Annotated in this window: 21 protein-coding genes and 2 tRNA genes; 17 read left to right on the forward strand and 6 right to left on the reverse strand. The window is 36.8% G+C overall.

Annotated features, from left to right (window positions below):
• Window positions 1-3: 3 nt before the first annotated feature.
• From PVV59_RS06880 to PVV59_RS06900, 5 genes are all read left to right on the forward strand, one after another.
• The gene (locus PVV59_RS06880) at window positions 4-1,665 is read left to right on the forward strand and encodes an electron transfer flavoprotein-ubiquinone oxidoreductase (protein ID WP_273755421.1); all 1,662 of its coding nucleotides are present in this window, start codon (window positions 4-6) and stop codon (window positions 1,663-1,665) included.
• Window positions 1,666-1,960: 295 nt separating this feature from the next.
• Window positions 1,961-2,851, forward strand: coding sequence for a 16S rRNA (cytidine(1402)-2'-O)-methyltransferase (gene rsmI / locus PVV59_RS06885; protein WP_273755422.1), 891 nt, complete (start codon window positions 1,961-1,963; stop codon window positions 2,849-2,851).
• Between the two features lie 16 nt (window positions 2,852-2,867).
• Complete coding sequence (locus PVV59_RS06890; RefSeq protein WP_273755454.1) at window positions 2,868-3,236, forward strand: YraN family protein; 369 nt, start codon at window positions 2,868-2,870, stop codon at window positions 3,234-3,236.
• 104 nt (window positions 3,237-3,340) lie between these two features.
• Entirely contained in the window at window positions 3,341-3,586 is a 246-nt protein-coding gene (locus tag PVV59_RS06895; protein WP_144753644.1) for a hypothetical protein, read from the forward strand.
• Window positions 3,587-3,641: 55 nt separating this feature from the next.
• Window positions 3,642-4,433, forward strand: coding sequence for a pyrroline-5-carboxylate reductase (locus PVV59_RS06900; protein ID WP_273755423.1), 792 nt, complete (start codon window positions 3,642-3,644; stop codon window positions 4,431-4,433).
• Between the two features lie 852 nt (window positions 4,434-5,285).
• On the opposite strand, the gene PVV59_RS06905 is transcribed toward PVV59_RS06900, so the two are convergent.
• Window positions 5,286-6,347 (reverse strand): Mrp/NBP35 family ATP-binding protein, encoded by a 1,062-nt coding sequence (locus PVV59_RS06905; RefSeq protein WP_273755424.1) that lies wholly within the window; start codon window positions 6,345-6,347, stop codon window positions 5,286-5,288.
• 609 nt (window positions 6,348-6,956) lie between these two features.
• Here PVV59_RS06905 and rpmH point away from each other — a divergent pair.
• The 8 genes from rpmH (at window position 6,957) to PVV59_RS06945 (ending at window position 13,752) form a co-directional block, all read left to right on the forward strand.
• Window positions 6,957-7,091, forward strand: coding sequence for a 50S ribosomal protein L34 (gene rpmH, locus PVV59_RS06910; RefSeq protein WP_005864709.1), 135 nt, complete (start codon window positions 6,957-6,959; stop codon window positions 7,089-7,091).
• 119 nt (window positions 7,092-7,210) lie between these two features.
• Window positions 7,211-7,603: a ribonuclease P protein component gene (gene rnpA, locus PVV59_RS06915; RefSeq protein ID WP_273755425.1), complete on the forward strand. Its 393-nt coding sequence runs from the start codon at window positions 7,211-7,213 to the stop codon at window positions 7,601-7,603.
• On the forward strand, window positions 7,593-9,455 hold the full coding sequence (gene yidC, locus PVV59_RS06920) for a membrane protein insertase YidC (RefSeq protein WP_273755426.1): 1,863 nt from the start codon (window positions 7,593-7,595) through the stop codon (window positions 9,453-9,455). Before rnpA ends, yidC begins: the two co-directional genes overlap by 11 nt.
• Window positions 9,452-10,096, forward strand: coding sequence for a ribosome biogenesis GTP-binding protein YihA/YsxC (gene yihA, locus PVV59_RS06925; RefSeq protein ID WP_273755427.1), 645 nt, complete (start codon window positions 9,452-9,454; stop codon window positions 10,094-10,096). The genes yidC and yihA overlap by 4 nt, the downstream gene beginning before the upstream one ends.
• A 139-nt stretch (window positions 10,097-10,235) precedes the next feature.
• Window positions 10,236-10,928, forward strand: coding sequence for a glutathione S-transferase family protein (locus PVV59_RS06930; RefSeq protein WP_273755428.1), 693 nt, complete (start codon window positions 10,236-10,238; stop codon window positions 10,926-10,928).
• A gap of 1,163 nt (window positions 10,929-12,091) precedes the next feature.
• Window positions 12,092-12,904, forward strand: coding sequence for a 4-hydroxy-tetrahydrodipicolinate reductase (gene dapB, locus PVV59_RS06935; protein WP_273755429.1), 813 nt, complete (start codon window positions 12,092-12,094; stop codon window positions 12,902-12,904).
• 28 nt (window positions 12,905-12,932) lie between these two features.
• Entirely contained in the window at window positions 12,933-13,553 is a 621-nt protein-coding gene (locus PVV59_RS06940) for a 2,3-bisphosphoglycerate-dependent phosphoglycerate mutase (RefSeq protein ID WP_273755430.1), read from the forward strand.
• A 114-nt stretch (window positions 13,554-13,667) separates the two neighbouring features.
• Window positions 13,668-13,752 (forward strand) — tRNA-Leu (locus tag PVV59_RS06945).
• A 707-nt stretch (window positions 13,753-14,459) separates the two neighbouring features.
• On the opposite strand, the gene PVV59_RS06950 is transcribed toward PVV59_RS06945, so the two are convergent.
• Together PVV59_RS06950 and PVV59_RS06955 are read right to left on the reverse strand one after the other, a co-directional pair.
• A complete protein-coding gene (locus PVV59_RS06950; RefSeq protein WP_273755431.1) occupies window positions 14,460-14,648 on the reverse strand; it encodes a hypothetical protein in 189 nt (62 codons plus the stop codon).
• Window positions 14,649-15,307: 659 nt separating this feature from the next.
• Window positions 15,308-15,805 (reverse strand): hypothetical protein, encoded by a 498-nt coding sequence (locus tag PVV59_RS06955; RefSeq protein WP_273755432.1) that lies wholly within the window; start codon window positions 15,803-15,805, stop codon window positions 15,308-15,310.
• A gap of 1,055 nt (window positions 15,806-16,860) precedes the next feature.
• On the opposite strand from PVV59_RS06955, the gene PVV59_RS09880 reads away from it, so the two are divergent.
• The 3 genes from PVV59_RS09880 to PVV59_RS06965 are packed head-to-tail and all read left to right on the forward strand — an operon-like array spanning window position 16,861 to window position 18,946.
• Window positions 16,861-17,202, forward strand: a complete 342-nt coding sequence (locus PVV59_RS09880; RefSeq protein WP_342753282.1) for a ThiF family adenylyltransferase — start codon at window positions 16,861-16,863, stop codon at window positions 17,200-17,202.
• 7 nt (window positions 17,203-17,209) lie between these two features.
• Complete coding sequence (locus PVV59_RS06960; RefSeq protein ID WP_273789665.1) at window positions 17,210-17,728, forward strand: ThiF family adenylyltransferase; 519 nt, start codon at window positions 17,210-17,212, stop codon at window positions 17,726-17,728.
• Window positions 17,729-18,946 carry an MFS transporter gene (locus tag PVV59_RS06965; protein WP_273755433.1) on the forward strand — a complete coding sequence of 406 codons (1,218 nt, stop codon included), beginning with the start codon at window positions 17,729-17,731 and terminating at the stop codon, window positions 18,944-18,946.
• 1,526 nt (window positions 18,947-20,472) lie between these two features.
• Here the strand turns inward: PVV59_RS06965 and PVV59_RS06970 are convergent.
• Window positions 20,473-20,563 (reverse strand) — tRNA-Ser (locus tag PVV59_RS06970).
• A 311-nt stretch (window positions 20,564-20,874) separates the two neighbouring features.
• Here PVV59_RS06970 and PVV59_RS06975 point away from each other — a divergent pair.
• A complete protein-coding gene (locus PVV59_RS06975; protein WP_273755434.1) occupies window positions 20,875-22,089 on the forward strand; it encodes a porin in 1,215 nt (404 codons plus the stop codon).
• 1,286 nt (window positions 22,090-23,375) lie between these two features.
• On the opposite strand, the gene PVV59_RS06980 is transcribed toward PVV59_RS06975, so the two are convergent.
• Both PVV59_RS06980 and PVV59_RS06985 read right to left on the reverse strand, forming a co-directional pair.
• Window positions 23,376-24,182, reverse strand: a complete 807-nt coding sequence (locus PVV59_RS06980; RefSeq protein WP_273755435.1) for an N-acetylmuramoyl-L-alanine amidase — start codon at window positions 24,180-24,182, stop codon at window positions 23,376-23,378.
• Between the two features lie 1,227 nt (window positions 24,183-25,409).
• Complete coding sequence (locus PVV59_RS06985; RefSeq protein WP_273755436.1) at window positions 25,410-26,141, reverse strand: alpha/beta fold hydrolase; 732 nt, start codon at window positions 26,139-26,141, stop codon at window positions 25,410-25,412.
• Window positions 26,142-26,144 lie beyond the last annotated feature (3 nt).

Genomic DNA, 26,144 nt, shown 5'->3' on the forward strand with positions numbered 1-26,144 from the left:
GCCATGAAAGCACCTCTGCATGAACAGCGTGAAAGTATGGAGTTTGACATCGTCATTGTCGGGGCAGGTCCTGCAGGGCTTTCTGCGGCCATTCGTCTGAAACAAATTAATCCCGAGCTTTCTGTCACAATTGTTGAAAAAGGGGCTGAAGTTGGAGCCCATATTCTCTCTGGCGCCGTTATTGACCCCATCGGTATTGATACACTCTTACCAAAATGGAGAAGTGATCACGACCATCCCTTCACAACCCCTGTTACCCGTGACCAGTTTTTTTTTCTAAAGCCTCAAAAAGCGACACGATTGCCCAATATTTTGCACCCAAAAATCTTATCCAATGACGGATGTTATATCGTTTCACTTGGGAATGTTTGCCGCTGGCTAAGCAAAAAAGCCGAAGCACTGGGTGTCGAAATTTATCCGGGTTTTGCCGCAACAAAGACCATCCAGAATGAGAACGGAGCCATCATTGGTGTCCTCACCGGCGATATGGGACTTAATAAAGATGGAACCCCTGGAAAAAATTATATGCCTGGTATGGCATTATTGGCAAAATATACACTAATTGCGGAAGGCGCACGCGGCTCCATTGCAAAACAAATGATACAAACGTTCAACCTTAGCAAAAATCGAGAACCGCAAAAGTTTGGTCTTGGTCTCAAAGAGCTCTGGGAAATTGAACCGCAAAAACACCAACGTGGTTTAGTTCAACATTTCACCGGTTGGCCCTTAGATAATAATACCGGCGGGGGTGGTTTTCTTTATCACCAAGAAAACAATATCATTTCCATTGGTTTTGTTATGCACTTAGATTATAAAAATCCTTATCTTTCTCCCTTTGAAGAGTTTCAACGTTTTAAAACCCATCCAAAACTTTATGACATCTTCAAAGGGGCAAAACGTCTTTCCTATGGGGCACGTGTGATCAGTGAAGGAGGGTGGCAATCTGTACCCAAACTCACCTTTCCTGGTGGAGTTCTTATTGGCTGCTCTGCTGGCTTTGTCAATGTTCCTCGTATCAAAGGATCACACAATGCCATCTTATCGGGCATATTAGCAGCCGATAAAATTGCTACCGCTCTTGCACAAGGTCGTGCCCATGATGAAGTCAAAGAAATCGAAGAACAATGGCGAAAAGGCCCTATTGGCAAAGATCTTTATAAAGTGCGAAATGCCAAACCGCTATGGGCAAAATATGGCACAAAATATGGGATTAAACTTGCCGGTTTTGATATGTGGTGGCAACAACTGTTCGGATTTTCCTTATTTAAAACACTCTCCCATGGCAAGGAAGATTATGCCTGTCTTGAACCAGCAGAAAAATTTCACCCCATTACTTACCCAAAACCCGATGGTATTATAACTTTTGATCGCCTTACAAGTGTTGCCCTTTCCAATATACACCATGAAGAAAATCAACCTTGTCATTTAAAAATAGCCTCATTAGAAAAACAAAAGGACTCCGAATATGTAATCTATGGAGGACCTTCTACACGCTATTGCCCCGCCGCTGTCTACGAATGGCTAGAGTCCCACGATCATCTAACGTATAGGATCAACGCTTCAAATTGTATACATTGTAAAACGTGCGACCTCAAAGATCCAAACCAAAATATCACCTGGACCTGTCCGCAAGGCAGCGAAGGTCCCTTCTATCCCAATATGTAACCTCTCCCCCAATATCATCATTGTTCATTCTCCTAAAATTGAAATAGACAAAATACAATGGATCAAAATATTTCCCTTAAGATCAGAAATCTATCGATAACCTTCATACATTAAGCTTTTTTACAATACAAAAAGTTATCCTATTGTGAAGTGACCAACTATTTAAGTAAGGAGGCACGAGCAAATAAGCCGTTGTAATGATAAAAACGTGCTGGTAAAAAGTGAGTAAAAATAACTTATGAGTATGGATAAAAATCTTATTGTGGTAAGGGGAATTTGATGAAGAGAAAAGAGCATGTGTGAAAAAGCATATTTTATAGGTGCGCATGCTTATTCAGCTCCCATCATAGAGCCTGGGCTTTATCTTGTAGCAACGCCTATTGGAAATCTTGCAGATATTACGCTTCGTGCTCTGCAAGTTCTAGCAGGCGTTGATATTTTAGCGTGTGAGGATACGCGGGTAACACGTGTTTTGTTGGAACGTTACGGTATTCAAAAAAAAGCTTTTCTCTATCATGAATATAATGCGCAAAAAGCAGGTCCAAAGCTCTTAGCAGCTTTAGCAGAAAATAAAACGATAGCGCTCATTTCAGATGCGGGAACACCGCTTATTTCTGATCCTGGATTTCGATTAGTCGAAGAAGCCCGTAAGGAAGGTCATAAAATTATTCCAATCCCTGGAGCCTCCGCTCTTTTAGCTGCTCTGATACCGACAGGACTTCCAACCGACAGTTTTTTCTTTGCAGGTTTTTTGAGTGCCCGCAAGGCACAGCGTCAAAAACGATTGAAACAATTAAAAGAGATTCCAGCAACTTTGATTTTTTATGAATCACCGCATCGACTTATTGAAACTTTACAAGATATGGTCTCTCTTTTTTCAGCAGATAGACCTGCAGCCATTTGTCGTGAATTAACAAAAAAGTTTGAAACTATAGACGTTTCTAACTTGGGAAGTTTGTTGGAAAGTTATAAAAAACAGACACAGATTCGTGGAGAAATTGTCGTGCTTGTTGGAGAGTCATCATCTCCTTCTTTAAATGTAATAAGTGATCAAGAAGTTGATGAAATGTTATTAGAACACATACAGACACATTCCACGGCTCAAGCCGCAGCTTTGGTTGCAAAAAAGACTGGATTTAAAAAGCAGGAACTTTTTCAGCGGTTAATTTTTCTAAAAAATATGTAAAATAATGCGTAAGACCATACAAAAAAAACAAAGACAAAAATCTTTTTATCGGGGAGTTCGTGCAGAAAAGTTAGCTGCTTGGTGGTTGCGTTTCAAAGGATTTCACATAGCCGAAATGCGTTTTAAAACAAAGTGTGGGGAAATTGATTTAATTGCACGACGTGGAAATCTTGTGTTAATTGTTGAAGTTAAAGCACGTTCAACGTTGGCAGAAGCAATGGAAGCGGTTTCCCGTATAAATGAAAGGCGAATTGAGGCAGCAGCCGATATTTGGCTCGCACGACAAAAAGATTATGCCCTTTTATCTGTACGCTTTGATTTGATAGCAATTTTACCTTGGCGTTTGCCACAGCATATTCCGGCATTTTTTACCTCTGATCAATAAGAGGCGAGCTACGTTTTAACCATACTCAATAAAAAACATTTCTCCTTTATGTGTATATGCGTTAAAAAGTCTATAACCGTTTGAGCGCTATTAAGGAGTGAAATATGGATGATTATGAAAAGTTTGCAACAGGTTTGCTCATTGTTTTTGGAGCGCTGATTATTGGTGGTTTAATGGCAATGCATATTGTACTGATGAATAAACCAGGTTTTTTATTTGCATTAGCTGCAGCTGTTGTGGGTTGGTTTTCTGCTTTTGCCGTTCTGTTTGACAAGCCCAAAATCTATTTGGGGTTGATTATTCTAGCAATGCTCTGCGTTGCTTCTTCAATTAGCATTTATGTTAGTTAAAACATCTCAGCTGTTGATTGAGATTCCTTTTAAAAGGTAAAACTGAGGAATAAAAATGAAACTTGGCTTTTTGGGAACAGGTACAATCAGTGCTTGCATAATCAATGGCCTCATGACAAGCGCCTTTAATGTTTCTTCCATTATTGTTTCACCGCGCAATGCTGAAATAGCAGAGCGTCTTTCACATACTTATGATAAGGTTATGATTGCTAAAAATAACCAAGCTTTGCTCGATGTGAGTGAGTGTGTTTTTCTTTGTTTACCAAACCAAATTGCAGAAGGCATTTTGCGCTCTCTTCGTTTTCGTCCAGAACAACTGGTTATTTCCGTTCTCGCTATGGCAAAAGCAGCAGAAGTGGAAGCGTGGATTAACCATAAAGTTTATCGTGCTGTTCCGTTACCTTTTGTCGCAGAGTGCAAAAATTTGACACCCATTTATCCCGATCACCCTTTTTTACGCACCTTATTTGATACATTGGGGGGAACATTGGTACTAGAGGAGGAAGAACAGTTTAATCTTTTTATGACAGCGGGCTCTCTGATGGGCGTATATTTTAATTTTATAGAAACAGCGCATCAATGGTTTATAACAAAAGGGTTGGAAAAACAGCAATCAGTAGAGTTTCTTACCATGATGTTTGGAAATCTTACGGACGAAATGCGTAAAATTATAGCAACGGATCGTTCTACCCCTCTTAATTTTGCACTACTTGAAAAAGAGTTTTCAACAAAGGGGGGAACAAATGAATTTTTGTCAAATTATTTTTCTCATCAAGGGGGAGGAAGAGCTTTAACAATGGCTCTTGAGGCAACTTTACAAAAAATGAACGCTTCTAAAAAGACTTGACCAACATTTTTTCTCATCTCAATTAAGAGAGAATTATGGATCGATCGATTTAGCTTTTTGTGAACATGAATTGATAAAATTGTCTGCTATAAATCTTTCAAGAGCAGGACAAACGGGCTTTTAAAATACCTTTTTTTAATTTCACCATCCCTTTAATAGACATGAATAGAAATAAATCTTTTGACTAATTTTCAAGATATTTTTATAGTACAAAATCGCTTATAGAAAGCTCATTCATCCTTTAACATTTGAATGAAAGTACTGACAAAATCTTTCCCATTTTACTTTTTCTTATCATGAAATAAAAAATGTTTGTTTGTCTATTAAAAGGAAAAACAACATTGAGATAAAATCGTTTAAGAAGACGTAAATAGGCTTTCTAACTTTATGCAAAAATCGAAAAAAACTTTGCAGAGAGCAAAAACATAATGGATATGGCTTATCTCTTTTATTGAAGTAAAAATGGTATGAGATCTGTACACTTCACAAAAGTTTTTGCGTTATACCATTCACAAACCCTCTCGTGAGACGGTTAAGCCGCTTTGAAGAATATTCTTTTTAAAACAAACCTTGCATAAGAAACACAAATATATTCTTGAGAATTTTGTTGTTACATAAAAAGCATATCCTGATAAAAACCAAGAAAAATGAAAAAACGTGAAAGAATGCGTCGTCTTCACTTTTTTAAAGATCTTTCTTTCGATGCTTTTGAACGTAGAAAAACCGAATAAAAAGATGATGATAGAAAATTATTTTTTCCGGATTAGAATTCATATTTTCCTTACAAAGGAGCAACTATTTTGATGTCTTTCATCATTGTGTTTTAGCAAACTCTCTTAAACAAACATACATTCAAAAGAGTTTATTTTTTATTTGATCAACAATTGTACGATACAGTTGAGCATGCTCGCCATCAGGCTGAGTAACAAAAATAGGCATCCCCTCATCTGAAGAAAATCGTAAAGCTGCATCAAGCGGTATTTCTGCTAAGAACGGGACCTCTCGACGTTCCGCCTCTCCCCGCGCTCCACCATAACCAAAAATATCGTAGCGTTTTCCTGTATCAGGAGCGATAAAATAGCTCATATTCTCAATCAGTCCTAAAATAGGAACATTGACTTTCATGAACATTTCTATCGCTTTACGGGCATCAACTAAAGCAAGATCCTGCGGCGTAGAAACAACCAGTGCACCCGTTAATTGTACCTGCTGTGCAAGCGTTAATTGTGCATCCCCTGTACCCGGCGGCATATCGACGACTAAAACGTCCAAAGGACCCCATACAACATCTCGTAACAATTGTGTTACAGCAGCCATAACCATAGGACCACGCCATACCACCGGTTTTTCTTCCTCAACCAAAAATCCCATCGACATCAATTTAAGACCAAATTTTTCAAGAGGTTGAATCTTTTTTTCTCCCATGAGCATTGGTTTTTGATTAACAAGTCCTGTCAAACGTGGCAAAGATGGACCATAGATATCTGCATCCATCACCCCTGTTTTGAAACCTGAATCTTGTAAAGCTAAGGCGATATTGATCGCCATCGTCGATTTTCCCACCCCCCCTTTTCCAGAAGCAACAGCAATAACATGACGTACACCTTCTATAGGCATTTTCACGGGCAAGAGATTCGCTCTGCGTCGAGGTACTCCCTTTGTTGTTTTTTCTGCTGTAAGCGTAACAACAACAGATTGGACCCCCTCCAAAGCACACACCAGCTCTTCCGCAGAACGGCGCAATGATTCCCATTCTTGCACACGTCCATCAGGAACTGTAATGGAAAAGAAAACCTTGCCATTAGCAATTAATATTTCTGAAAGAAGCCCTAACGATACAATATCTCTTTCAAGATCTGGTCCTTTAATTTTACGTAGCACGTTACGGACAACCTCACTTGTGATAGGATCCACGCTCTTTCCTCTCTATAAAATACCAACAAATACAAGCATAAGAACGAAAAATACTGACAGGTTCATCACTTAACATTTACGACTTTAATTTAAGAGTTATAAAGTATAAATGACTTATATTTTATCTCTTTAAAAATACAAAACCACCCTTAAATAAAGAAACTCAGACATAAAATCTGCTATTAAAAGACTATCAACCACGTCTGTACGCCAACACTTTAATAAATATTCTAATAAGGATTTTACAAAACAAAAAACTTGAGAAAAACTCTAATATTAAAGTATTTTAAAATTAAGCATACAATAATCTGTTATGCTTCCTTGTAAGTCTTTAACACCCTTGTGATTTATTTTTTTAGACTCAATCGCTATTTTCTTACATTTTTAAAGTATCATAAACAAAGTGTCACAAATAGTTATAAGGTGTTTTATATTTTTTCAAGTGAGAGAAAAACAATCTGAGATTGACTTTTTTCATATTTTTTCTTATGAGTTAACAGCTGTCTGATAGGATAAAATTGTTCATCACGCGCAGAACTGCTCATAAAATGAAGATACAGCTCATAAAACGAAGATTAAGAAGGGCCGCACTCCGCGGTATTTAAATAAATGAAACGTACGTACCAACCATCTAAACTTGTCCGTAAACGCCGCCATGGATTTCGTGCACGCATGGCAACAGCTGGAGGACGTAAAGTTATTGCTGCAAGACGTGCTCGTGGACGTAAGCGGCTCTCTGCTTAACCATTTAAATTTTCACAACCGTTGAGGATTGCTCATTATTTCTTCGTTGTGAAACTTTTGTTATGAACCTCTACTGCTTGGTCAACCAAGCATTTAGTGAAATTGCGAAATGTTCTTTTATGAAGAAAAAACATCCCTGCCCTATTCGCAAAAGAGCAGATTTTTTGGCTGTCCGTACAGGAGAGAAACGACGTGGTCCTTTATTTTTACTCGAAGTTAAATCTCGTGAACAAACAACAGAAAGAAAATCTTCTCTTGTTGCACGTGTAGGCTTCACTGTTACCCGTAAAAACGGTAATGCTGTAAAGCGTAATCGTATCAAAAGGCGCTTGCGTGAAGCGGTGAGAGTTGGTGTAACAAACCACATGGAAGCAGGGACTGACTATGTCATTGTAGCGTATCGTGATGCATTACATGCGCCTTTCACATCTTTGATTAGTGAATTAAATCGGCGAATAAAACCAAAAACAAAATATCAGCAACGACAACAAGGGAATACGAATGGAATATAACCGCAATTTCTTTATCGCTATTGGCTTATCTTTCGTAGTGCTCATCGCATGGCAATTTCTTCATGTTGCTCCCAAACAAGCAAAGTTACAAAAACAACAAGTCATCGCACAACAACAGCAATTGTCAAAACAACAGTCAGCCCTTTCTACTCCCACGACGAATTTTTCTGACGATTCCTCAACGCATCAAGCAACATCGATCATCGAGCACCCAATGACTCCTGAAGTCCGGAAAGCTGTATTAGCCAAAACAGAGCGTGTCGCGATCAAAACCAATGAATTGGAAGGCTCTATTAATCTTGTTGGTGCACAATTTGATGATCTTCTCCTTAAGAGATATCGTGTAACCGTCGATAAAAAATCACCGGAAATCGATTTACTGAATCCTAAAGGGTTCAAAACGACCTACTTGGCCGAATTTGGTTTTACAAGTGCATCTTTGCCAGCAAAAGCCTTACCACAATCCGATACACAGTGGCAAATAGAGGGGAACAATACAACCCTAACCCCTTCAACACCCATCACTTTAATTTATAATAACGGACAAGGACAAATCTTCCGCCGTACCCTTTCTATTGATGATCATTACATGTTTACCATTGTGGATTCTATCAGCAATGAAAGTGATCAACCGATTTATCTCTCATCCTATGCCCGCGTTGCACGTGCAGCACCACCAGAACATACAAATGCCACCTATTTGCTTCATGAGGGGATGATCGGTATTGCTGGAGATTCGCTCAAAACTGAAAAATATAAAACTTTAGCAGAGCTTGATCCAAATCCTGATAATGGACAAAAGAGCATGACTTTTTCCAAAGTAACAGGAGGCTGGATTGGTATTACTGATAAATATTGGGCTGTAGCGGTTATTCCCCCGCAAGATAAAGAATATACAAGCCGTTTTATTTATTTTGATCGTTTGCAAACGCATTATCAATCTGACTTGCTAGGATCGCCTTTAACGATTGGCCCCAATGAAACAAAAACCGTTACAAATCGTCTTTTTGCTGGTGCAAAACAAGTTGAAATCATTAATCACTACCAAAATGACCTAAAAATCAACAAGTTTGCTCTCTTAATTGATTGGGGTTGGTTTGATTTCATCACAAAACCCATGTTTGCCCTCATTGATATTCTTTATAAGCAAACAGGAAATTTTGGTATTGCCATCCTTCTGGTCACAGTGCTTTTAAAAACACTTCTTTTCCCTCTCGCCAATAAATCTTATAAATCCATGGCGCGTATGAAACTTCTACAACCGCGATTACTAGAAATAAAAGAAAAATATCCCGATGATCGAACCAAACAACAGCAAGCAATCATAGAACTGTATAAAACCGAAAAAATAAATCCCCTTGCTGGTTGTTGGCCGATGTTGGTTCAGTTTCCAATATTCTTTGCTCTTTATAAAGTTCTCTATATCACCATTGAAATGCGCCATGCTCCTTTCTTTGGCTGGATTCAAGATTTAGCGGCCCCCGATCCAACGTCTCTTTTCAACTTGTTTGGTCTCTTGCCATATACAACGCCAGCATTTCTTATGATTGGTGCATGGCCTTTGATTATGGGAATAACGATGTTTCTACAAATGCGTATGAATCCCGCTCCTCAAGACCAGACTCAAGCGATGATCTTCACGTGGATGCCTGTTGTCTTTACTTTTATGCTCGCCTCCTTCCCTGTTGGTCTTGTCATCTATTGGGCATGGAACAATATATTGTCAATTATTCAGCAAGGTATCATGATGAAGCGCCAAGGAGTTAAAATTGAGCTTTTTGATAATTTGAAAGCCATGTGGAAAAAAACACCTAAAAAAGAAGTGCAGGCCTCAAAAGAAGCGCAAGAATGACAAGAGATACTTCCCTTTCTGGAATTTTTTCTCGCAATTGGGTTTTTATTCGTGGTGTCCCCGCAATACGTTTTCTTCCCCCTGAAGGGCCACCAGAAATCGCATTTGCAGGACGTTCCAATGTTGGAAAATCATCTTTAATCAACGCACTTGTCCAGCAAAAAGCCTTAGCACGAACCTCAAATACACCAGGACGCACACAAGAACTTAATTATTTTGTCCCCGATGGCTTCAGTGGACAACAAGGAGACCTTCCCCCTTTCGCATTGGTAGATATGCCAGGTTATGGTTTTGCTGCTGCTCCTAAAAATCTGGTTGATGCTTGGACAAATTTGATTTTTAGCTATTTACGGGGACGTACAACACTAAAGCGTGTGTATCTCTTGATTGATTCACGACACGGAATCAAAAATAATGATGAAGACGTTCTTGCTCTCCTTGATAAGGCAGCCGTTTCTTACCAAATTGTTTTGACAAAAAGCGATAAAATAAAATCAAATACTTTAGAAAAATTAATAATGACCACACAAACAAAACTTCTCAAACGTCCAGCAGCTTATCCTGAGATCCTTGCGACCTCTTCAGAAAAAGCATACGGTTTGGAAGAATTACGTGCTGCTATTTTGCAAACCATTGCATAAGAGAAGGTATTCATATTATTAACAATTTATTAAGCATAATTGCTAGCGGCTGCTAATGATCTTGTACTTCTCATCAAGCATCTTTATAAAAAGGATGACTTGAAAGAATTCTTATCCACTCTACTTAGTTGTGTAAATTATGCTGACACTTTTTCACTCTCCTCTCTCTACTGCTTCGCGCTTCATACGCCTCATTCTTGGGGAATATGGTGTAACTACTCAACTGATTGAAGAATATGAATGGGCGCGAAGACACGAATTTCTTGCTCTCAATCCCGCCGGTCACGTTCCTGTTTTTCTCGATGATCACGAAGTTCCGTTATCAGGTCCCTTTGTTATCTATGAATATTTAGATGAGACCCATGGAAGTTTACGACAAGAAAATAAACTCTTTCCGGAAAATCCTTTAGATCGTGCGGAAGTACGACGTCTTAATGACTGGTTTTTAAATAAATTTGAAAATGAAGCAACGCGCCATATTGTACGAGAACGAATTCATAAACGTGAAATGCCCCTCGCCATTGGCGGTGGCGCTCCCAATTCACAAATTTTACGCAATGCACGGGCCAATATTCCACCCCATATGAATTATCTCAATTGGTTGTGTGCCTCTCGCGATAGCTTAGTGGGTTCTTCCTTGTCCTATGCTGATCTAGCAGCAGCTGCTGCTGTTTCTGTCCTTGACTTTCTAGGGGAAATTGACTGGGAACAATCCCCAGCTGCCAAAGACTGGTACATGCGGATTAAATCACGGCCTTCTTTTCGTTCTCTTTTAACAGATCGTGTTCGCGGAATTGTTGCAAGTACTCACTATGCGGACCTTGATTTCTAGTCTCCTCTCACAAACACAAGTAAAAATAAATTTTATCTAAAGAAGACTTCTCCATTTATAAATTTTTATGCCAGCCTATAAAAAATACAAGAATAGATTGATTCATAATCTTACTGAATAGAAAATAAGACTCCTTCATACTCTCTTATTTCAAGCTCTCTTATCATGCTCCCTCAAAATCATTTTTACAAAAAGATCAGTATAGAGATAAAAATATTTCACAAAAGGGTATAAAGTCTCTCTTTAAAGACAAGAGCTGCAGCACCATTAGAAAGTGAGGACAATAAAAAACAATACTTAATGCTTAGGTTACCCCCATTCTTCCCAATCTATGAAAAAACACACTCCCATACATAACGGCTTACTCTTAATAAAAAGGCGTTATCATGTGTTTTTACAAAATAACAATTTTTGCCAACTCGCTTTCCTAACAGATAAAGAATCCAACCAACGCCTCCGTGTGTCAATAATTCAACTTCTCAGACATCTTTCTGCTTTCCCTCCTTTTATGTGTTTTTATTGATAGATAACATTTTGATTTAAAATGATAAATTTTAAAATTGCATCATAAACTTCAAATATGTTTCTTATGCGTGATAAGCGGGATTGGTGTGTAAAAAAAATTATCTCAGAAAAGAATAAAAATACCTATGAACATTTCAAGGTCCAAAGGCCAGCAAAGCGTATGATGGTGCCAATCTGCACTTTTATGAAACATAACAGTATAGAATAGATTTTATTATTCATGGAGATTTTCTCGTTATACCCTTCAAGCGCACCATCATAAAACGAGCTTTAAGAGCATTGAGATCCTATTTCTTTAAGACGAGCGTATAAGTTAAGTATATTTTGTTTGAAATATTCTATTTTACATGAAGAACGTGCCCCATAAAAGAACGAGAAAAATAAAAGCATCAAGCAACGAGCACCCACTATTAGGCTTTTCAAGCAAGCTTTACTCTATCCATCACATGATCTAACAAAAAATATCTCTCTTTAAATTTATAAATCTTATACCACTTTCCCTAAACGATAGAATTTTACAGCACAAAAAGATAAATTAAAGTAGGAAAAATTTTTTCCTATAACGAAAAAGAACGGTTGGAAAGAAGTCAAGAATTTGCCTATACTACGGGATAGTAAAGTATCATAAGGAGATAAAAATGCGCCTTACAGTTGTTGGTGCAAATGGAAGAATGGGACGTGAACTCATTACAGCAACCGGGCTTAGAAAAGATGTAGAGCTTTGTGCTGTTCTTGTACGCAAAGGCTCACCTTTTGTAGGAGAAGATGCCTCTACCTTAATTGGTTCAGATTCTCTTGGGGTTTGCATCACGGATGATCCCGAAAAAGCTTTTTCAAACACAGAAGGAATTGTAGATTTTTCACAACCCCAAGCGAGTATTCTTTATGCTCACTATGCTGCTCAAAGAAAACTTGTCCATATTATAGGCACCACAGGATTTAGCAAAACAGAAGAAGAAAAAATTGCAGAGTTTGCGAAACATACAACAATTGTCAAATCCGGAAATATGAGCCTTGGAATAAATCTCTTAGCCAACCTTGTAAAGAAAGCTGCCAAAGCATTAGAAGCCAATGATTTTGATATTGAAATTTACGAAATGCATCATGCGAACAAAGTTGATGCCCCTTCTGGAACAGCCCTTCTTCTTGGACAAGCAGCAGCTGAAGGTCGAAATGTCATGCTGCAAGATGTACGTGTCAACGAACGCAATGGCCATATAGGGAAACGCGAAAAAGGCTCCATTGGCTTTTCTTGCTCACGGGGTGGAACAGTTATTGGAGAACACAATGTCATTTTTGCCGGTTCCCATGAGCGCATTGTTCTTTCCCATACAGCGCAAGAACGCTCCATCTTTGCCAATGGCGCATTAAAAGCAGCTTTATGGGCAAAAAACCATGAAAATGGTCTTTATTCAATGCTCGATGTCTTGGGATTAAATGATGAATTTTAAACAATCAATAAAATAGAGGCAATTCATAATGGGACGCAGACTTGTACTCATCCGTCACGGACAAAGCGAATGGAATCTCAAAAACCTTTTTACGGGTTGGAAAGATCCTGATTTAACAGAAAAAGGTCATGCTGAAGCGATAGCAGCAGGAAAAAAACTAAAAGAATCTGGTTTAAAGTTTGATATCGCATATACATCTGCTTTACAGCGTGCCCAAAAAACAGCTCAGCACATTTTAGAGCAAATGGGACAATCAAATTTAGAAGTGATCAAAAGCTCTGCATTAAATGAGCGTAACTATGGAGATCTCGCTGGTTTAAATAAAGATGAAGTGCGTCAACAATGGGGGCAAGAGCAAGTGCAAATGTGGCGCCGCTCTTATACGATTGCCCCCCCAAATGGAGAAAGTCTACGCGATACCGGTGCACGCATTTGGCCTTATTATCTTTATCATATCCAGCCTCATATTTTGCGCTCTCAAACTGTTTTGATCGCAGCACATGGAAATTCTCTTCGTGCTCTTATTATGGCGCTTGAAGGTCTTACCAGTGAGGAAATTATATCTCAAGAATTAGCGACTGGCATTCCTATTCTTTACACCTTTAATCCCGATTCAACCATTGCATCAAAGACAATCATCACACCTTAAACTTTAAAAACCATGATGCCCTCCAAAAGTTTAATTCAATCATTTTAAACAGAGAAAATAAATTCTATAATTTTATTGACAGAATTGCTTCATGCGCTTAGATGATTTTTATAAGCCCAGATGGCGGAATTGGTAGACGCGCAGGTTTCAGGTACCTGTGCCGCAAGGCGTGGAGGTTCGAGTCCTCTTCCGGGCACCATCTGTTTTTTATCAACAGTAACTTTTTTATTTTATATACATTCTTTTCTGTGAGAGCCATGCCAATAAACATAAGGGCATAGGATTTTTTAACACGTCCCTCAGTTATTTAAAATCAAGACTTCTTTTGAAGATATTTTGCCATTCTTAAAGCCCAAAGGATCTACACTTCTAAAAAATCAAAATCTTTGAAGATCTCTCTAGAACAGAATGCTCTTTTTATTGCGTATAATTTGTTATTTTTAAACGTAAGGGATACGAAAATAAAATTGAGAAAATAAATTTTTTTAACATACCTCTACAGAGTCTGTTCTAGACAGATTCTAGTAATTTTTTGAGTGCTGGGAAGCTCTCTTGAGTCAAACCATTTAAAACACTCATACACGTGATAACAATTTCATGTTGCAACAGAGTTAGAAAGTTTGATTGTGGAATTCTTTCGAGAAAAAGAGACCTATTTTCTAAAAAGAAAAGCCCTTTCTTGATCTAAGAGCTCTATGATTTTGGCTTCCATACCAATATAGGTATAGACTTTTACCAATCTCAACAGAAGATAAAATGCTAAAGACACATCTGAGTTTTATTTTTGAACCTTCTTTTTTTATTCTAGCTAAAAACATGAAACAATCTATTCAATCATCAGTATGACACATCTCCATGCTTTAAAACGGGTACTACAAAAAAATTTGAAACCCTGTACCGCTTTTATTATTCTTTCTCGAATAATCCCTCGAGTGCCACATCTCGTTCTTTAGTCACTTCTTCTAATTCTGCCACAACCTTTTTATACAATTTTGAACGCTTAAAAAAAGAATAATAAAGCGTGATAATTGCTATGTTTAAAACACAACTAATAATTATTGTAGCGAGAAAAAACAATATTATAAAAACCGTCATTTTTTTCTCCTTTTTTGTGCTGTAAGTGCTTTATCTCGCTGCTCAAAAGTATCTTCTAATTGTTGAAGTGTTTTTTTCAATTTCTTTGTCAATCGTATGTGTAAAATTAAAATAATCGGAGAAGCTATAGAAAAACATAAGAAAATGAATACGATAAAAATGCATATAAGAGTAAAAATATCAAACTCTCTATCGGCCTCACCCAACATCCGGATAACAGAACCTAAAGCCATATTGATTATAAATATGCAAAAGATTATTTTATAATCCTTCGATGAAAGTTCCATAGCTTCTTTAAACGCTAAAACTCTAGCTTCTGTGTCAAATGCTAAAGAGACTCTCGAAACTTTATGATCTGGATTTTGAAGTGTCTCATGCAATGGTTATGTTTCTTTGGTCGTGTTTCTTTTCATGCTGGTCTCATTTGATTCTTCATTTTCGGAGTGTGTTTCTCGCGCCTTTCCATATCTTTTCCATCTTTCTTTTTCCGCTCTTTCACAATTCCTGTTACACAAAAAACAAAGAGTCCCTATAGTAACCATAACGGATATGATGAGTACTATCGCAAATTCCACCGTTTATTCCTTTTTCAATGACATCGTTCTTGGATCATCTCATGCATTCTTCCCCATCGCATCAATGAACAACCTTCTGTTTCCTTATCGCGATATTTTTTTCAAACTTTGAAGTTTGTTGTTTAAACGATCAACTTCGTGATCGAGCCTTTCAAGTTCTTTATTGAGTCTATCAATATGCCCATGATGTTTAGAAATCACTTCTAAAGTATGTAATGACTGAGACTGATCCTTAAGCTGATCAACTTTGTTTAAAACGCGAAAGGCTTCTGTTCTTTTCTCAACATGCTCAAATAGAGTAAGAACCTTCTCAAGCCGCTCAAAAATTGCAGCGTTTCGTTTTTGCGTTATCTCATATTTATAAGTAAGCTGTTTGTTGTTTGGCATCGTTTTCAGCAACGCCAAATAGAGTTCCTGCTGTTCAAACGCACTTCTCTTCAAATCCTCTACCGCTATCCCTAATACCTTCATTGTATCATTCCATCCCCGTTGCGCATTTTGCCTTTCAAACTCAACGGAATCCAACCTCTGAACAGCCTCATCCCGCTCCTTAACGACTTGGGAACAAAATAATTTATCCACGCCCGTATAACCATGCGAGGAGGAAACAAGATATGTCAGCAAAAATATGATAAGCAATAAGCTTTCTCTCAACAAATTTTTTTTTGTAAACATTTTTCTATTTTCTCGTACAAAATACCTTAAAATAAATACCTAAATTCTCATCAAAAGATTCGAATTGAAATTTATTCAATCTCTTTAGAGTAATCTACGATAAAAATAAAAAGGATAAATTACACAAAAAAATAAATCTATAAAAACTAATTTATTCAACAGAGTATTTATAAACTTTTCTGTTTAGCTCTATATAACCATGGAAAAAATTTAATCACTTTATACATGAATTAACAAAGGACTATAATACTATAAATCACTCAAATTTAATATTTTAATTAATAATTATACTTCCCCCATAAAATGGAGCATATATAAAAATGGATAAAAATAATCAATGGTCTTGAATGGTATAAAGATTACTTTTAATGTGGATTTGTTTTTTATCCGCAGCCATAAAAAATGCGTTTTTTACAAAAATTGAAGTTTATTCATTTGCTATAGTATATTTTATTGCTACATTTTTTAGGTTAATAAGGATCATAGAGTGTTATCCTGATTTTCTCTCAATACTCATCTATAAATACTTTTTGTAAAAATATTCACTTTACATCATAAAAGTCATTGACAATAATTACTTTTTTACATCCTTACTCTCTCACTTAAGTGATGAATATGAGTTATGAAAACATACATTAAAGGGGGGGAAGTCATAGTCATACAGAATGTAACTAATGGCTAAAGAAAATTCTTTTCCCTAGAATCATTTTCTAGGGAAAAGTTGGTTTGATCTATAAGTGGGGAGGAAAAATGAAACAACAATATATTTTAGGAAAATACACACGTGTTGTTGTTCGTGAAGAAATGCTATTTTCGGTGCTGGTTCAAAACAGTTCATTATCAATGATAAGAAATTTTGGGATAATTTAGTCCTTATTGCAGCACAATGGATCAAAAAAAAGACTCTGTAGATGAGGTTTATAATTCACTATCGTCTGTTATGCTAAAAGAAAATTTTAATCGTGCGTTTAATTTTCTTGTTTCTAATCATTTTCTTGTCCAAGCTGATTCTTGTCCAAGCTGAAACATCAGACAATATTCTCAATAATCGCTATTCGAGAAGTCATCTCCATTACCAAAGTTATGGTATGCATCCAGCCTCCGTTCAGCATACTCTTTTGCAAAAAAGTGTCGTCATTTTAGGCCGTGGTGGGATTGGTAATCATGTATCAGCAATGCTTGCAGCCTCTGGTGTTGGGAAATTGACTCTTGTTGACAATGATGTAATCGAGTTGACCAATCTTACCAGGCAAATTCTTTTTACTGAAGAAGATACTAGGTCTTCCGAAAACAAAAGTTCTTAAGCGTGAACTGCTACGAAGAAACAGCCAAAGTGAAATTCATGAATTACAAATGTTGATGACTGAAAAAGAGGATATTAAAAAGCACCCCAAAGCTGATTTATGGATTATTTCTGCTGATTCTCCTGATCAGCTAGGAGTATGGATCAATGAATGGTGTGTAAAAAATAAACAAGCCTATATAAATTCTGGTTATGTTAATGATATAGCTGTCTTTGGTCCATTTTACATACCTGGGCAAACTGGTTGTTACGCATGCAGCTCATCTATAGGCAATCTTCCAGCAAAAAGTGAACATCTTATTTATGACGCTTGTGTTATGATTAATAATAACTTCAAAGTTGCTACATTTCCTCCTGTGAATGCTCTTTCAGCCGCCATGTGTGCCAACGATGCTTTTAAATTTTTGGGTGGTTATGGAAGCCTTCTTTCCACTGATCAAAGCGTGGGAATATGGAGCAGCCAGCTCTTCATAGAAGAACGCTCTCTCAAGAAAAATCCTCACTGTAAGGTTTGTGGAACAACATAAATGAACAGACCACGCACCCTTGCTCTCACCTATGGTTCCTATAATGCCGTACGCATGCTCATTGGTGTCTACCATGCGATTTTTTTAATGTCGATGGGGGTGAGTCTCGCGCAATTAGCACTACTTCAAGTTGTCTTTTCCACAACTATTCTCCTGCTTGATTTTCCTTGCGCTGTTTTAGCAGACAGATATCGACGTAAATATTCCGTTATAGCTGGTGTCTTTATGACGGGAGTGTTTTATCTTCTCTGCCTTCAAGCCCCTAATATGACGGCGCTCATTATTGCACAAATTCTCTATGCAGCAGGCATTTGCATTATTGTTAGCGCCATTGACGGATGGATTTACCATTCTCTTGGTGATAAACACGATCACTTTTCGCATTATGCGCATCTTTATTACCAAGTGAACTCTTTCGGGAGTATTTTCAGTGGAATTGTAGGCATTGGAACGATTTATTATTCTGGACAATATTTTATGGGATATATTATCTCATGCCTCATGATGGGATTTATTTTTTTGGTTTTCCTTATTGTTCCTGAAGAAAAGAAATCGGTGATTGAAACACACAAAACAAAGACAATCTTACACAATGCCAAGGAAACGCTCTGGATCTTTCAAAACACCGTGGGAGGAGCATGGTTTATTTTCCTCATGTGTCTTTTTAGCGCTGGAATTCAGATTATTTATCATTTTTGGCAACCAATTATCCTTGTAGGGGAAAAAATTGATCACCTCAATGGCTCGCAAATGTTAGTCCTTATGTGCTGTCATATTGGAGCCTTTTCAGCACAGTATTTTTCAAATTTACTGATGTCTAAGTATCATGTCCTTGATAAAAAATATAAGAATTCTATCAAATATTTTTCCTTCTTTTCTTCTCTGATGTGCATCGCGCTTTATTTTTTCGTTCATAACAATCAAACAGTTGCATCAGTCATTGCGTTCTCTTTAATCCATGGATTTATTTGCACTGTCCCGATAGGAGCAAAAAGCTTATTTTTCTCAGAGCTAAACCAAACACAAACGCAGCATATTTCTGGTGTTGTTGGTGCTGTATCTTTTAGCGGCAGACTATTTTCAATTACCGTATTAAGTATTATTTCTTTTCTTCCTGCAAAAGTTTCACCATCTTATTACCTCATCTTACCGACCATTACTTTTTTCACGTGTGGTTTGGTCATCATGAAATGGATAAAACACTCTCAAAAGTCTTGATGAGCGGAAAACCATGAAATTATTACCCACAAAGTTTTTTTCTAAAAAAATTTCTTCTAAAAGCAATCAAGGCTTCTTTTGCCCCTTGATGCATCGAGCTTTCAACAGACAACATCTCCATAACGCAATAATTTATAACGATCATCGACCGAACTCAAATATCGTAAGGTTTTTCAAATCTATTTTATCTTGAATCAATCAAAATCATTTTCCTCCACATCATAAGCGGAAAGAGCCTTATGGGTAAAAACGATTTAGAAAGGAAAGAAGCCTTTTATGAACGCTCAATGCCAAGTCTGCTAGCAACATGGAGATAAATATATAACAAATATACAATATGCACCTTGCTTCTTCATAAGTATAAAAATGATATGCTCTGTAAGCTTTATATAATTCACAGAAGCCTTTGCGTTCTATCCCATTCACAGGTTTCATAGCGAAATAAACTTGAAAGTGCTAAGAGAGATATCTTTAAAACCAGTGCATAAATTGGTAATATTCGTATTATATTAAGGGTGTAATCCCAAACAGAATAGACAAAACGTAATCCCCATGATTTTCATTATTTCACGGACACAACTGTTAAAGATTTATGAAAGTTGTAAAGGTTGAATTCATAAGGTGATGAGTGATGATAAGAGGGATATTTTTTCTCTAGTTGGCCTATAAAAGCTGATACAATGGTTAAAACAATAAACTATCTTAAATATTTATCTTAATATACGCCGCTGTGTTAGAAGTCTATATTGATTGACACGCCATAGAAAAAGCAAAAATTTAAGCAAACAACATTATAAAACAACAAATATGCCATCAATAGATTGGAGAAATATAGGGATATAAAACACTTTGTGGAACAATATCCGTAATGCATCTAACTTGACGCCTACTTAATTCTTATAAGCGTTCGTGCTGCTTCCTATATTTATACGTGCTGCTTCCTATATTTATAAAAATCCACAGGCAATACTTCACTTAAAAATATGAAACGTCAATGTGAAGACAGGGCTTTTCCTTGCCTTAATCAATAGAAACATTCGAATTTTTGAAACAAGGTCTTTGACTTTCTCACAATATTTTTTCCACAACCGATCTAATATCCGTTAATACAAATTGGCATAACGATTTTCATGAAATCGATTAAGTTTGAAGCATCTCTTATTGGTTTTGCTTTAATTTTCACCCTTAGAAAGCTGTTTTTGTCATTTGTTTCATGAAATATAGAAAGCCGCAGGTATAAAAAAATCAACACAAAAATTAAGAAAAAGGATTAAGAAAACAAGTAGCAATACGCGCGGCTCATGTAAACACTAATAAGGTTTTGCGAGTAAAAGCACTGTTTAGCTGAACTGAAAATAAAAGAGCATCGCTCTCTATCAAAACAATTGATAGAAAGTATCTAACAATAGAAACAATTAAAAAAACAACAAAAAATTGGGGTAGGATAAAGAGAGAGATAAGTTAAAAGAACCAAAGAAAGCAAAATTTCCTAACTTATTATATAATATACTGATTTTACTGAATAATGGCGGAGAGGAAGAGATTCGAACTCTCGAGAGCCTTTTGAGCCCTACTCCCTTAGCAGGGGAGCGCCTTCGACCACTCGGCCACCTCTCCAAGGAGAGGCATAAATGGTATCAATAGAAAGTTCAAGACATTTTCTATTTTTTTCCCAACTATCTGAAATTTTTTCTTGATTGACTCCATAGGGACCCCAAATTAATGAAATAAAAATTGTGTCTTTTTTATCACATCTTCTCGAATAGTACATGGATACATTACAAAAAGTTCATTTCATATTTGAAACTCTCAAAATATTAGTATAGCTAGAATGATGAGTACCGCGTATTTTACTTATGCCTTTGTCTTTGATGCATTAGGCAAGGATGTTCTTTAGAAGAAAATTAAACGGACCTTGGAGATCCCATATGAATATTAAATCCCTCTTTTTAAGCTCTACAGCAGCTTTTTTAGCAATTTCTGGAGCACATGCTGCTTCAAAAGTTGTTGCCGAACCTGAACCCATAGAATATGTTCGCGTTTGTGATGCCTACGGAAAAGGATATTTCTATATCCCTGGAACAGAAACCTGCATGCGTTTATCAGGAAGTGTTCGTGCTGATTTTGTCGGCGGTGGTAATATTGATGCAACCACCGAAGCTGAACTAAACAACAAAAGAAAAACCTATGGCTCATCATCGCGGCTCACCCTTGTTTTTCAAGCCGCTTCTGAAACAGAAATGGGAACTCTTCGTTCATATGCGAGAATTTTCTCAAGCTGGGGAGATGGTAAAGATAAAGCTGGAGCGAAGCTTTCAGCTGCTTATATTGAGCTTGGTGGATTTCGTGTAGGTCTTGATGATAGCATTTTCAACAGCTGGACTGGTGGTTATGGAAATGTTCTCAATGATGATAGCATAGCGCCTGCCGGTACAACACGCACCAATTTTATTTCCTATACCTTTAACGGTGATGCCGGCTTTTCTGCTATTATCGGAGTTGAAGTGGGCAATGATGCAGATTCTCTTCCTTACGCAAAAGAAGCAAAAGCAATAGGAGACAGCTATATTGAGAAAGATGGGAAGCTTATTCCTATCACAGAAGATACTCTTCCAAGTAAAGCAATTAAAAACTACACCCCTAATGTGGTTTTGGGTATAAAGTTTATGCAAAAATGGGGTGGTTTTTCAGCCGTTGCCGCATATGATGCTTACTACAAAAAGTGGGCTGGCAAAGTACGTGCAGATTTTAATGTTAACGATCGTTTCAACCTATGGGTAATGGCTGGTTATAAAAATGGTGTAGATTACTACACAGAAAATGCAGATGGTGAGTTATCACGACGCAGCACAACGATCTATGCAAACTGGGGTGGTAAATGGGCCGCTTGGGCTGGTGCCACTTACAAACTCACGCCAAAAGCGGATTTGAATGCTCAAATTTCTTATAGTGCTGTAAAAACCTTTGCAACGTCTGTCAATATTGCATACACGCTGGTTCCAGGTCTTGTGATTACACCTGAATTGACCTACGTTTCTTGGAATGATGATCGCGTTATAAAGGATGCACATGATAATGAAAAACCTTTCTTTCATGGAAAAAGTGCGTTCCAAGGTATGATCCGTTTACAGCGTTCATTCTAATTTTATTAAGCTAAGCTACAGATTTGAAAAACTGGCGACATAAGTTGCCAGTTTTTATTTTTGCAATCAAATATCATGAGCAACCTTTCCGGATACTTATTTTCTCAATCCTTCTGACAAAAATGACTTAATTTTACAAAAATATTATCAAAACGTTAACCTTATAAGCTTGATAAAAACGACTTCATAGGATGTTAGCCATCAATTCAAACAATTTCTTTCTTGCTCTTTAAAGCGTGCCATCGATTGCCTTATTACCCAATTGATCTTTTTTTTGGTAAATTACAATCTAACCTTTGTAATTTAAGGCATGATCTTCTCAGATAAGTTCTACCCTGAATATTCAGTTTAACTGCACTGAACAAGAAACCTCACGCCTCTCAAAGCACAAAAATACCTACCAACATCAGTTTGTAAATAATTCAATTGCTCTGGGGAGGAACTTGAAGGGGATCTTTATGATTCATTTGTATAAGAGGCTACAGACAAGTCCCATCCTAAATATTGGCCCATCTTTATTTTTAAAATACTTCAATTTAATTTTGTATTCTTTATATCTCTTGTATCTTGACCTTCAATGATGGTATTTTACAGCATAATAGAATAAAACATTGAAGCAAGACAGGATATTGATTTATAATGATAATTTACCTTTATTCAACTTGAATAAGAAAGCTGAATACCATCAGATTCTCTCATTCCCAATTCCTCTATGTTGTCATAGAAAAATTATTTCCTTACTCGTCACAAAGAGGATTGGCAATAAAAGCTGAATAAAAAAGAACGACAAATACCTATGAATCATTTCAAATGTCAAAGACTGTCGTGCAATATTAAAAGGGAGAAAAGTGTAGAATAGTGCCGGCTTTCTCTTTTATTAAGCATAAGAATAATGATGCACAATAGACGATATATCTCCACAGAAAATTCTATACTCTTTACGAATACCGTTAATAAAATATGTGTGTGATACACACCAAAAAAAATCTAAAACAAACAGGTAAACACGCAATAGAAGTCCTTTTTGTTTGAGGCATTCTATCTTGCATGATCCCATTATAACAACATCTTAACTTTGGATGCTTTTAAAGGAATAAGAAAAAGAAACAGTAAAACTTCATCTCTATAAACCATAAAGTCTTCCTTAGAGTTATGTTTCCATAAAACGCCTTATACCAACATACAATTTTCAAAACGATAAACACTCTTTTTTATATGAAACCAATCAACAAAAACAAGCGCTCACACGTCATCATAAAATACCTTTTAATTCAAACGAACTGAATTCACGAAAAATATTTATCAACCAATGCATAAAGAATTGCCGCTGTTTCAACATCAAGAATCCCATCATAGTTCTCTTGACGAAAATGAAGTTGAAAAGCTCGAATTAAATTTTTATATCCTATTTCAGTAGATGCCGCTGAAATATCATACCCATAACATTTCAGCTTTGCCAAAGCCTCCTCCTTAGATGGAAAGCTTTTAGAAAATTGTTCTTGATAGTGATTTTTGGGCTCATCATCATACCATGCCCCTATCCCGACCTTATAAAGTTCTTTCCACGGAAAAGCTGCTCCGGGATCACTTTTTCTTCCAATAGCAATATCGCTATGCCCCACAACATCCGTTGGCATAATATCAGGATACCGTTGAAGAATATTCAATGCAAGCTCTTTAACGGCATCAATTTGTATTGGATTATAAGGAGGAAAATTAAATTCCTCACCATGATGATTCATTAAATCAGCGGTCTCGTCTGAAGACTCAGAATAACCTGTTGCTAAATTAACGATTTCAATCCCAATAGATGTATCATTGAGATGACTATGCCCAGACCATGCGCTAACACCCGCATGCCACGCACGCTCGTTTTCATCAACCAGATTAAAAATACGCATATCCTTAAATCCAGCCTCACGATATGTCTGCTCTGAAGGGTCAGGAATAAGATAGTGTGCACTAACCTTTTCCCCTGTAAGGGCCATGACCGAGGCTTTAAAATCAATAGACGTATAATGCATGACAAGAAAACGAACCCGGCGATTAAAACTCTTAACAGAACGATAACTGTTGTAATCAATCCGATACATAAAAGCCCTTTCTTTTTTGCACTAAAAAAACACCATGTATCACAACAGAGAGGACACAACCCGTTGAAAAAATTGCAACGAACCTTCTATCAAGATGAATTACGTCAAAAATTTGTTTACCGACAACATCAACAAACGCACCGTATCAAATATTTTTCACAAAAATTCTCTCACAATGATCAATTGAAAAGAAAATAAAAGTGTTAAACAATCATTTCTTAAATCTTCACATCTTACAGAAAAAAGAACTGTTCCTGCTATCCCATTGGAAAACATTTTCTCAAAGCGGGCACTCAACTATCATGCAATCTAAATAAAAGCATAAAGGAAACACTTTATGAATTTTTTACAGCAAGTTAAGACCAAATAACTAAACAGCACATATTCGCAATCAACACTTCACGGAATATATTTTTCAATAAAATTTATAAAGCTGTTCTGTCAATGATACTGTTTTCTGTCTTTTCACAATATCTCTTTCTGATTTATAAAAAATAACGATTATTAAAAACGCTTGGGGAACACAAAATCTCTGAATTTTCTTCATATGCTCCGAATGAAAGATAACATCTTAATTTACAATGACTATTAATCTTTTTTTTTGCATTTTAGATAGAATAACCAGATAAATCCTCTTCTATTGAATTAATCAAAAACCATTTATTTTCACATCAAAAGCAGAGATTAATTGCAGAGATTAATGGCTAGATAAAAACAACATCGTATGATGCATGTATCTCATCCTCTTAATCTAAAGAGCAAAATCTATTGGAACATTGTGCGCTAGAAAAGTGACACCGCGAAAATCCAATCCAGCACATAGACCTTCAATATTTTTTTGATAACATAAAAATGAAAAGGCCGCTAAAAACCAATGATGTATCTTACGGAATATTTATCAGCAAACAGACTTAACTTTTAGCACGAGAGAAGAACGGGAAAAAGATATAGAAATCGACGCTCTCTTAAATGAGGGACAAACTCTTTTGCTACGTTTCCTTAACGGGGAACAACTGCAAGCAAAAGAGCATCGCATTCAGTAATTTTTACCAAATTTTTTTACCAAATTGCTTAAGGAAGACACCCCCCCTTCATGTTTTCAACATTCCCATCTTATACCACCATAAGTGAATTCAATGAACAACTTTTATGGGCTCTAAAACCTTCAATGCCCCTCGTGGATTTCTGGTCCCCGCCCATTACCCAAGAGCACAAGAACTTTCTTTTTCATAATCCCTCCATCCATTCGCTAACGATTGCATTCGTCATAACAGGATTATCATCCCATAAACACGTACCAGCCCTAGAAATTATTCGATATTTATGATTGACACATTGACTTTTTGTTTGATTATCAACCGTTGCAAGTTGCGATTTTTCACCCACCAACGCTAAAAACTTGCCCGTATATTTAACAATCTCATCTCTAGCATCCAATGCCAATAAGAGTTTAAATCCTCTTGTCATCCGTTCAATGGCTATGCTTTTTTGATCTTTCGGAATTTCTAAGGCAACTCTTTTTTTAATTACGCCATGAGAATGCATAAAAACATTGAGTGTTTCCAAAGCTCCCGCCAAATCATTATTTTCTAAGTGTATCAAAATATCTCCAAGGCGCCGTTGCAAAATCTTATCTGGATAGCCAGGTGCATTGACAGCAAGTACAGCCCGAACATTAGGAAGCCGTGATGCCAATATTTGTACCAACATTCCAGCCATAGAAAATCCTACTAGCAGCGCAGGTTTTTTAAAATATTTTTCGAGTTCTCCTATCATAAAAGATAAAGTTTCGACAGCAGAATGATTGAGAAAATGAGAACTCTTAGGAAAAAGCGAGAGTGTATCCAGCAGTGTTACTTGGAATCCTTTTGTCGCGCAAAGCTTTGTCAAAGAAGCACAAAAAGCCCCCTCATCCCAAATGGGCATGACAGGAGAAAGAATAACAACCGGACAGCTCATTGA

The sequence above is a fragment of the Bartonella sp. MM73XJBT.G genome, assembly GCF_028618435.1.
Lineage (GTDB): Bacteria > Pseudomonadota > Alphaproteobacteria > Rhizobiales > Rhizobiaceae > Bartonella.

Excerpts from the sequence above, each read along its gene's own strand:
- yihA (WP_273755427.1), top strand. The coding sequence starts at position 9,452 with ATGACAAGAGATACTTCCCTTTCTGGAATTTTTTCTCGCAATTGGGTT.
- yidC (WP_273755426.1), top strand. The coding sequence starts at position 7,593 with ATGGAATATAACCGCAATTTCTTTATCGCTATTGGCTTATCTTTCGTA.
- PVV59_RS06900 (WP_273755423.1), top strand. The coding sequence starts at position 3,642 with ATGAAACTTGGCTTTTTGGGAACAGGTACAATCAGTGCTTGCATAATC.
- PVV59_RS06980 (WP_273755435.1), bottom strand. The coding sequence starts at position 24,182 with ATGTATCGGATTGATTACAACAGTTATCGTTCTGTTAAGAGTTTTAAT.
- PVV59_RS06985 (WP_273755436.1), bottom strand. The coding sequence starts at position 26,141 with ATGAGCTGTCCGGTTGTTATTCTTTCTCCTGTCATGCCCATTTGGGAT.
- rnpA (WP_273755425.1), top strand. The coding sequence starts at position 7,211 with ATGAAGAAAAAACATCCCTGCCCTATTCGCAAAAGAGCAGATTTTTTG.
- PVV59_RS06895 (WP_144753644.1), top strand. The coding sequence starts at position 3,341 with ATGGATGATTATGAAAAGTTTGCAACAGGTTTGCTCATTGTTTTTGGA.
- PVV59_RS06930 (WP_273755428.1), top strand. The coding sequence starts at position 10,236 with ATGCTGACACTTTTTCACTCTCCTCTCTCTACTGCTTCGCGCTTCATA.
- PVV59_RS06880 (WP_273755421.1), top strand. The coding sequence starts at position 4 with ATGAAAGCACCTCTGCATGAACAGCGTGAAAGTATGGAGTTTGACATC.
- PVV59_RS06940 (WP_273755430.1), top strand. The coding sequence starts at position 12,933 with ATGGGACGCAGACTTGTACTCATCCGTCACGGACAAAGCGAATGGAAT.
- dapB (WP_273755429.1), top strand. The coding sequence starts at position 12,092 with ATGCGCCTTACAGTTGTTGGTGCAAATGGAAGAATGGGACGTGAACTC.
- rpmH (WP_005864709.1), top strand. The coding sequence starts at position 6,957 with ATGAAACGTACGTACCAACCATCTAAACTTGTCCGTAAACGCCGCCAT.
- rsmI (WP_273755422.1), top strand. The coding sequence starts at position 1,961 with ATGTGTGAAAAAGCATATTTTATAGGTGCGCATGCTTATTCAGCTCCC.
- PVV59_RS06950 (WP_273755431.1), bottom strand. The coding sequence starts at position 14,648 with ATGACGGTTTTTATAATATTGTTTTTTCTCGCTACAATAATTATTAGT.
- PVV59_RS06965 (WP_273755433.1), top strand. The coding sequence starts at position 17,729 with ATGAACAGACCACGCACCCTTGCTCTCACCTATGGTTCCTATAATGCC.
- PVV59_RS06975 (WP_273755434.1), top strand. The coding sequence starts at position 20,875 with ATGAATATTAAATCCCTCTTTTTAAGCTCTACAGCAGCTTTTTTAGCA.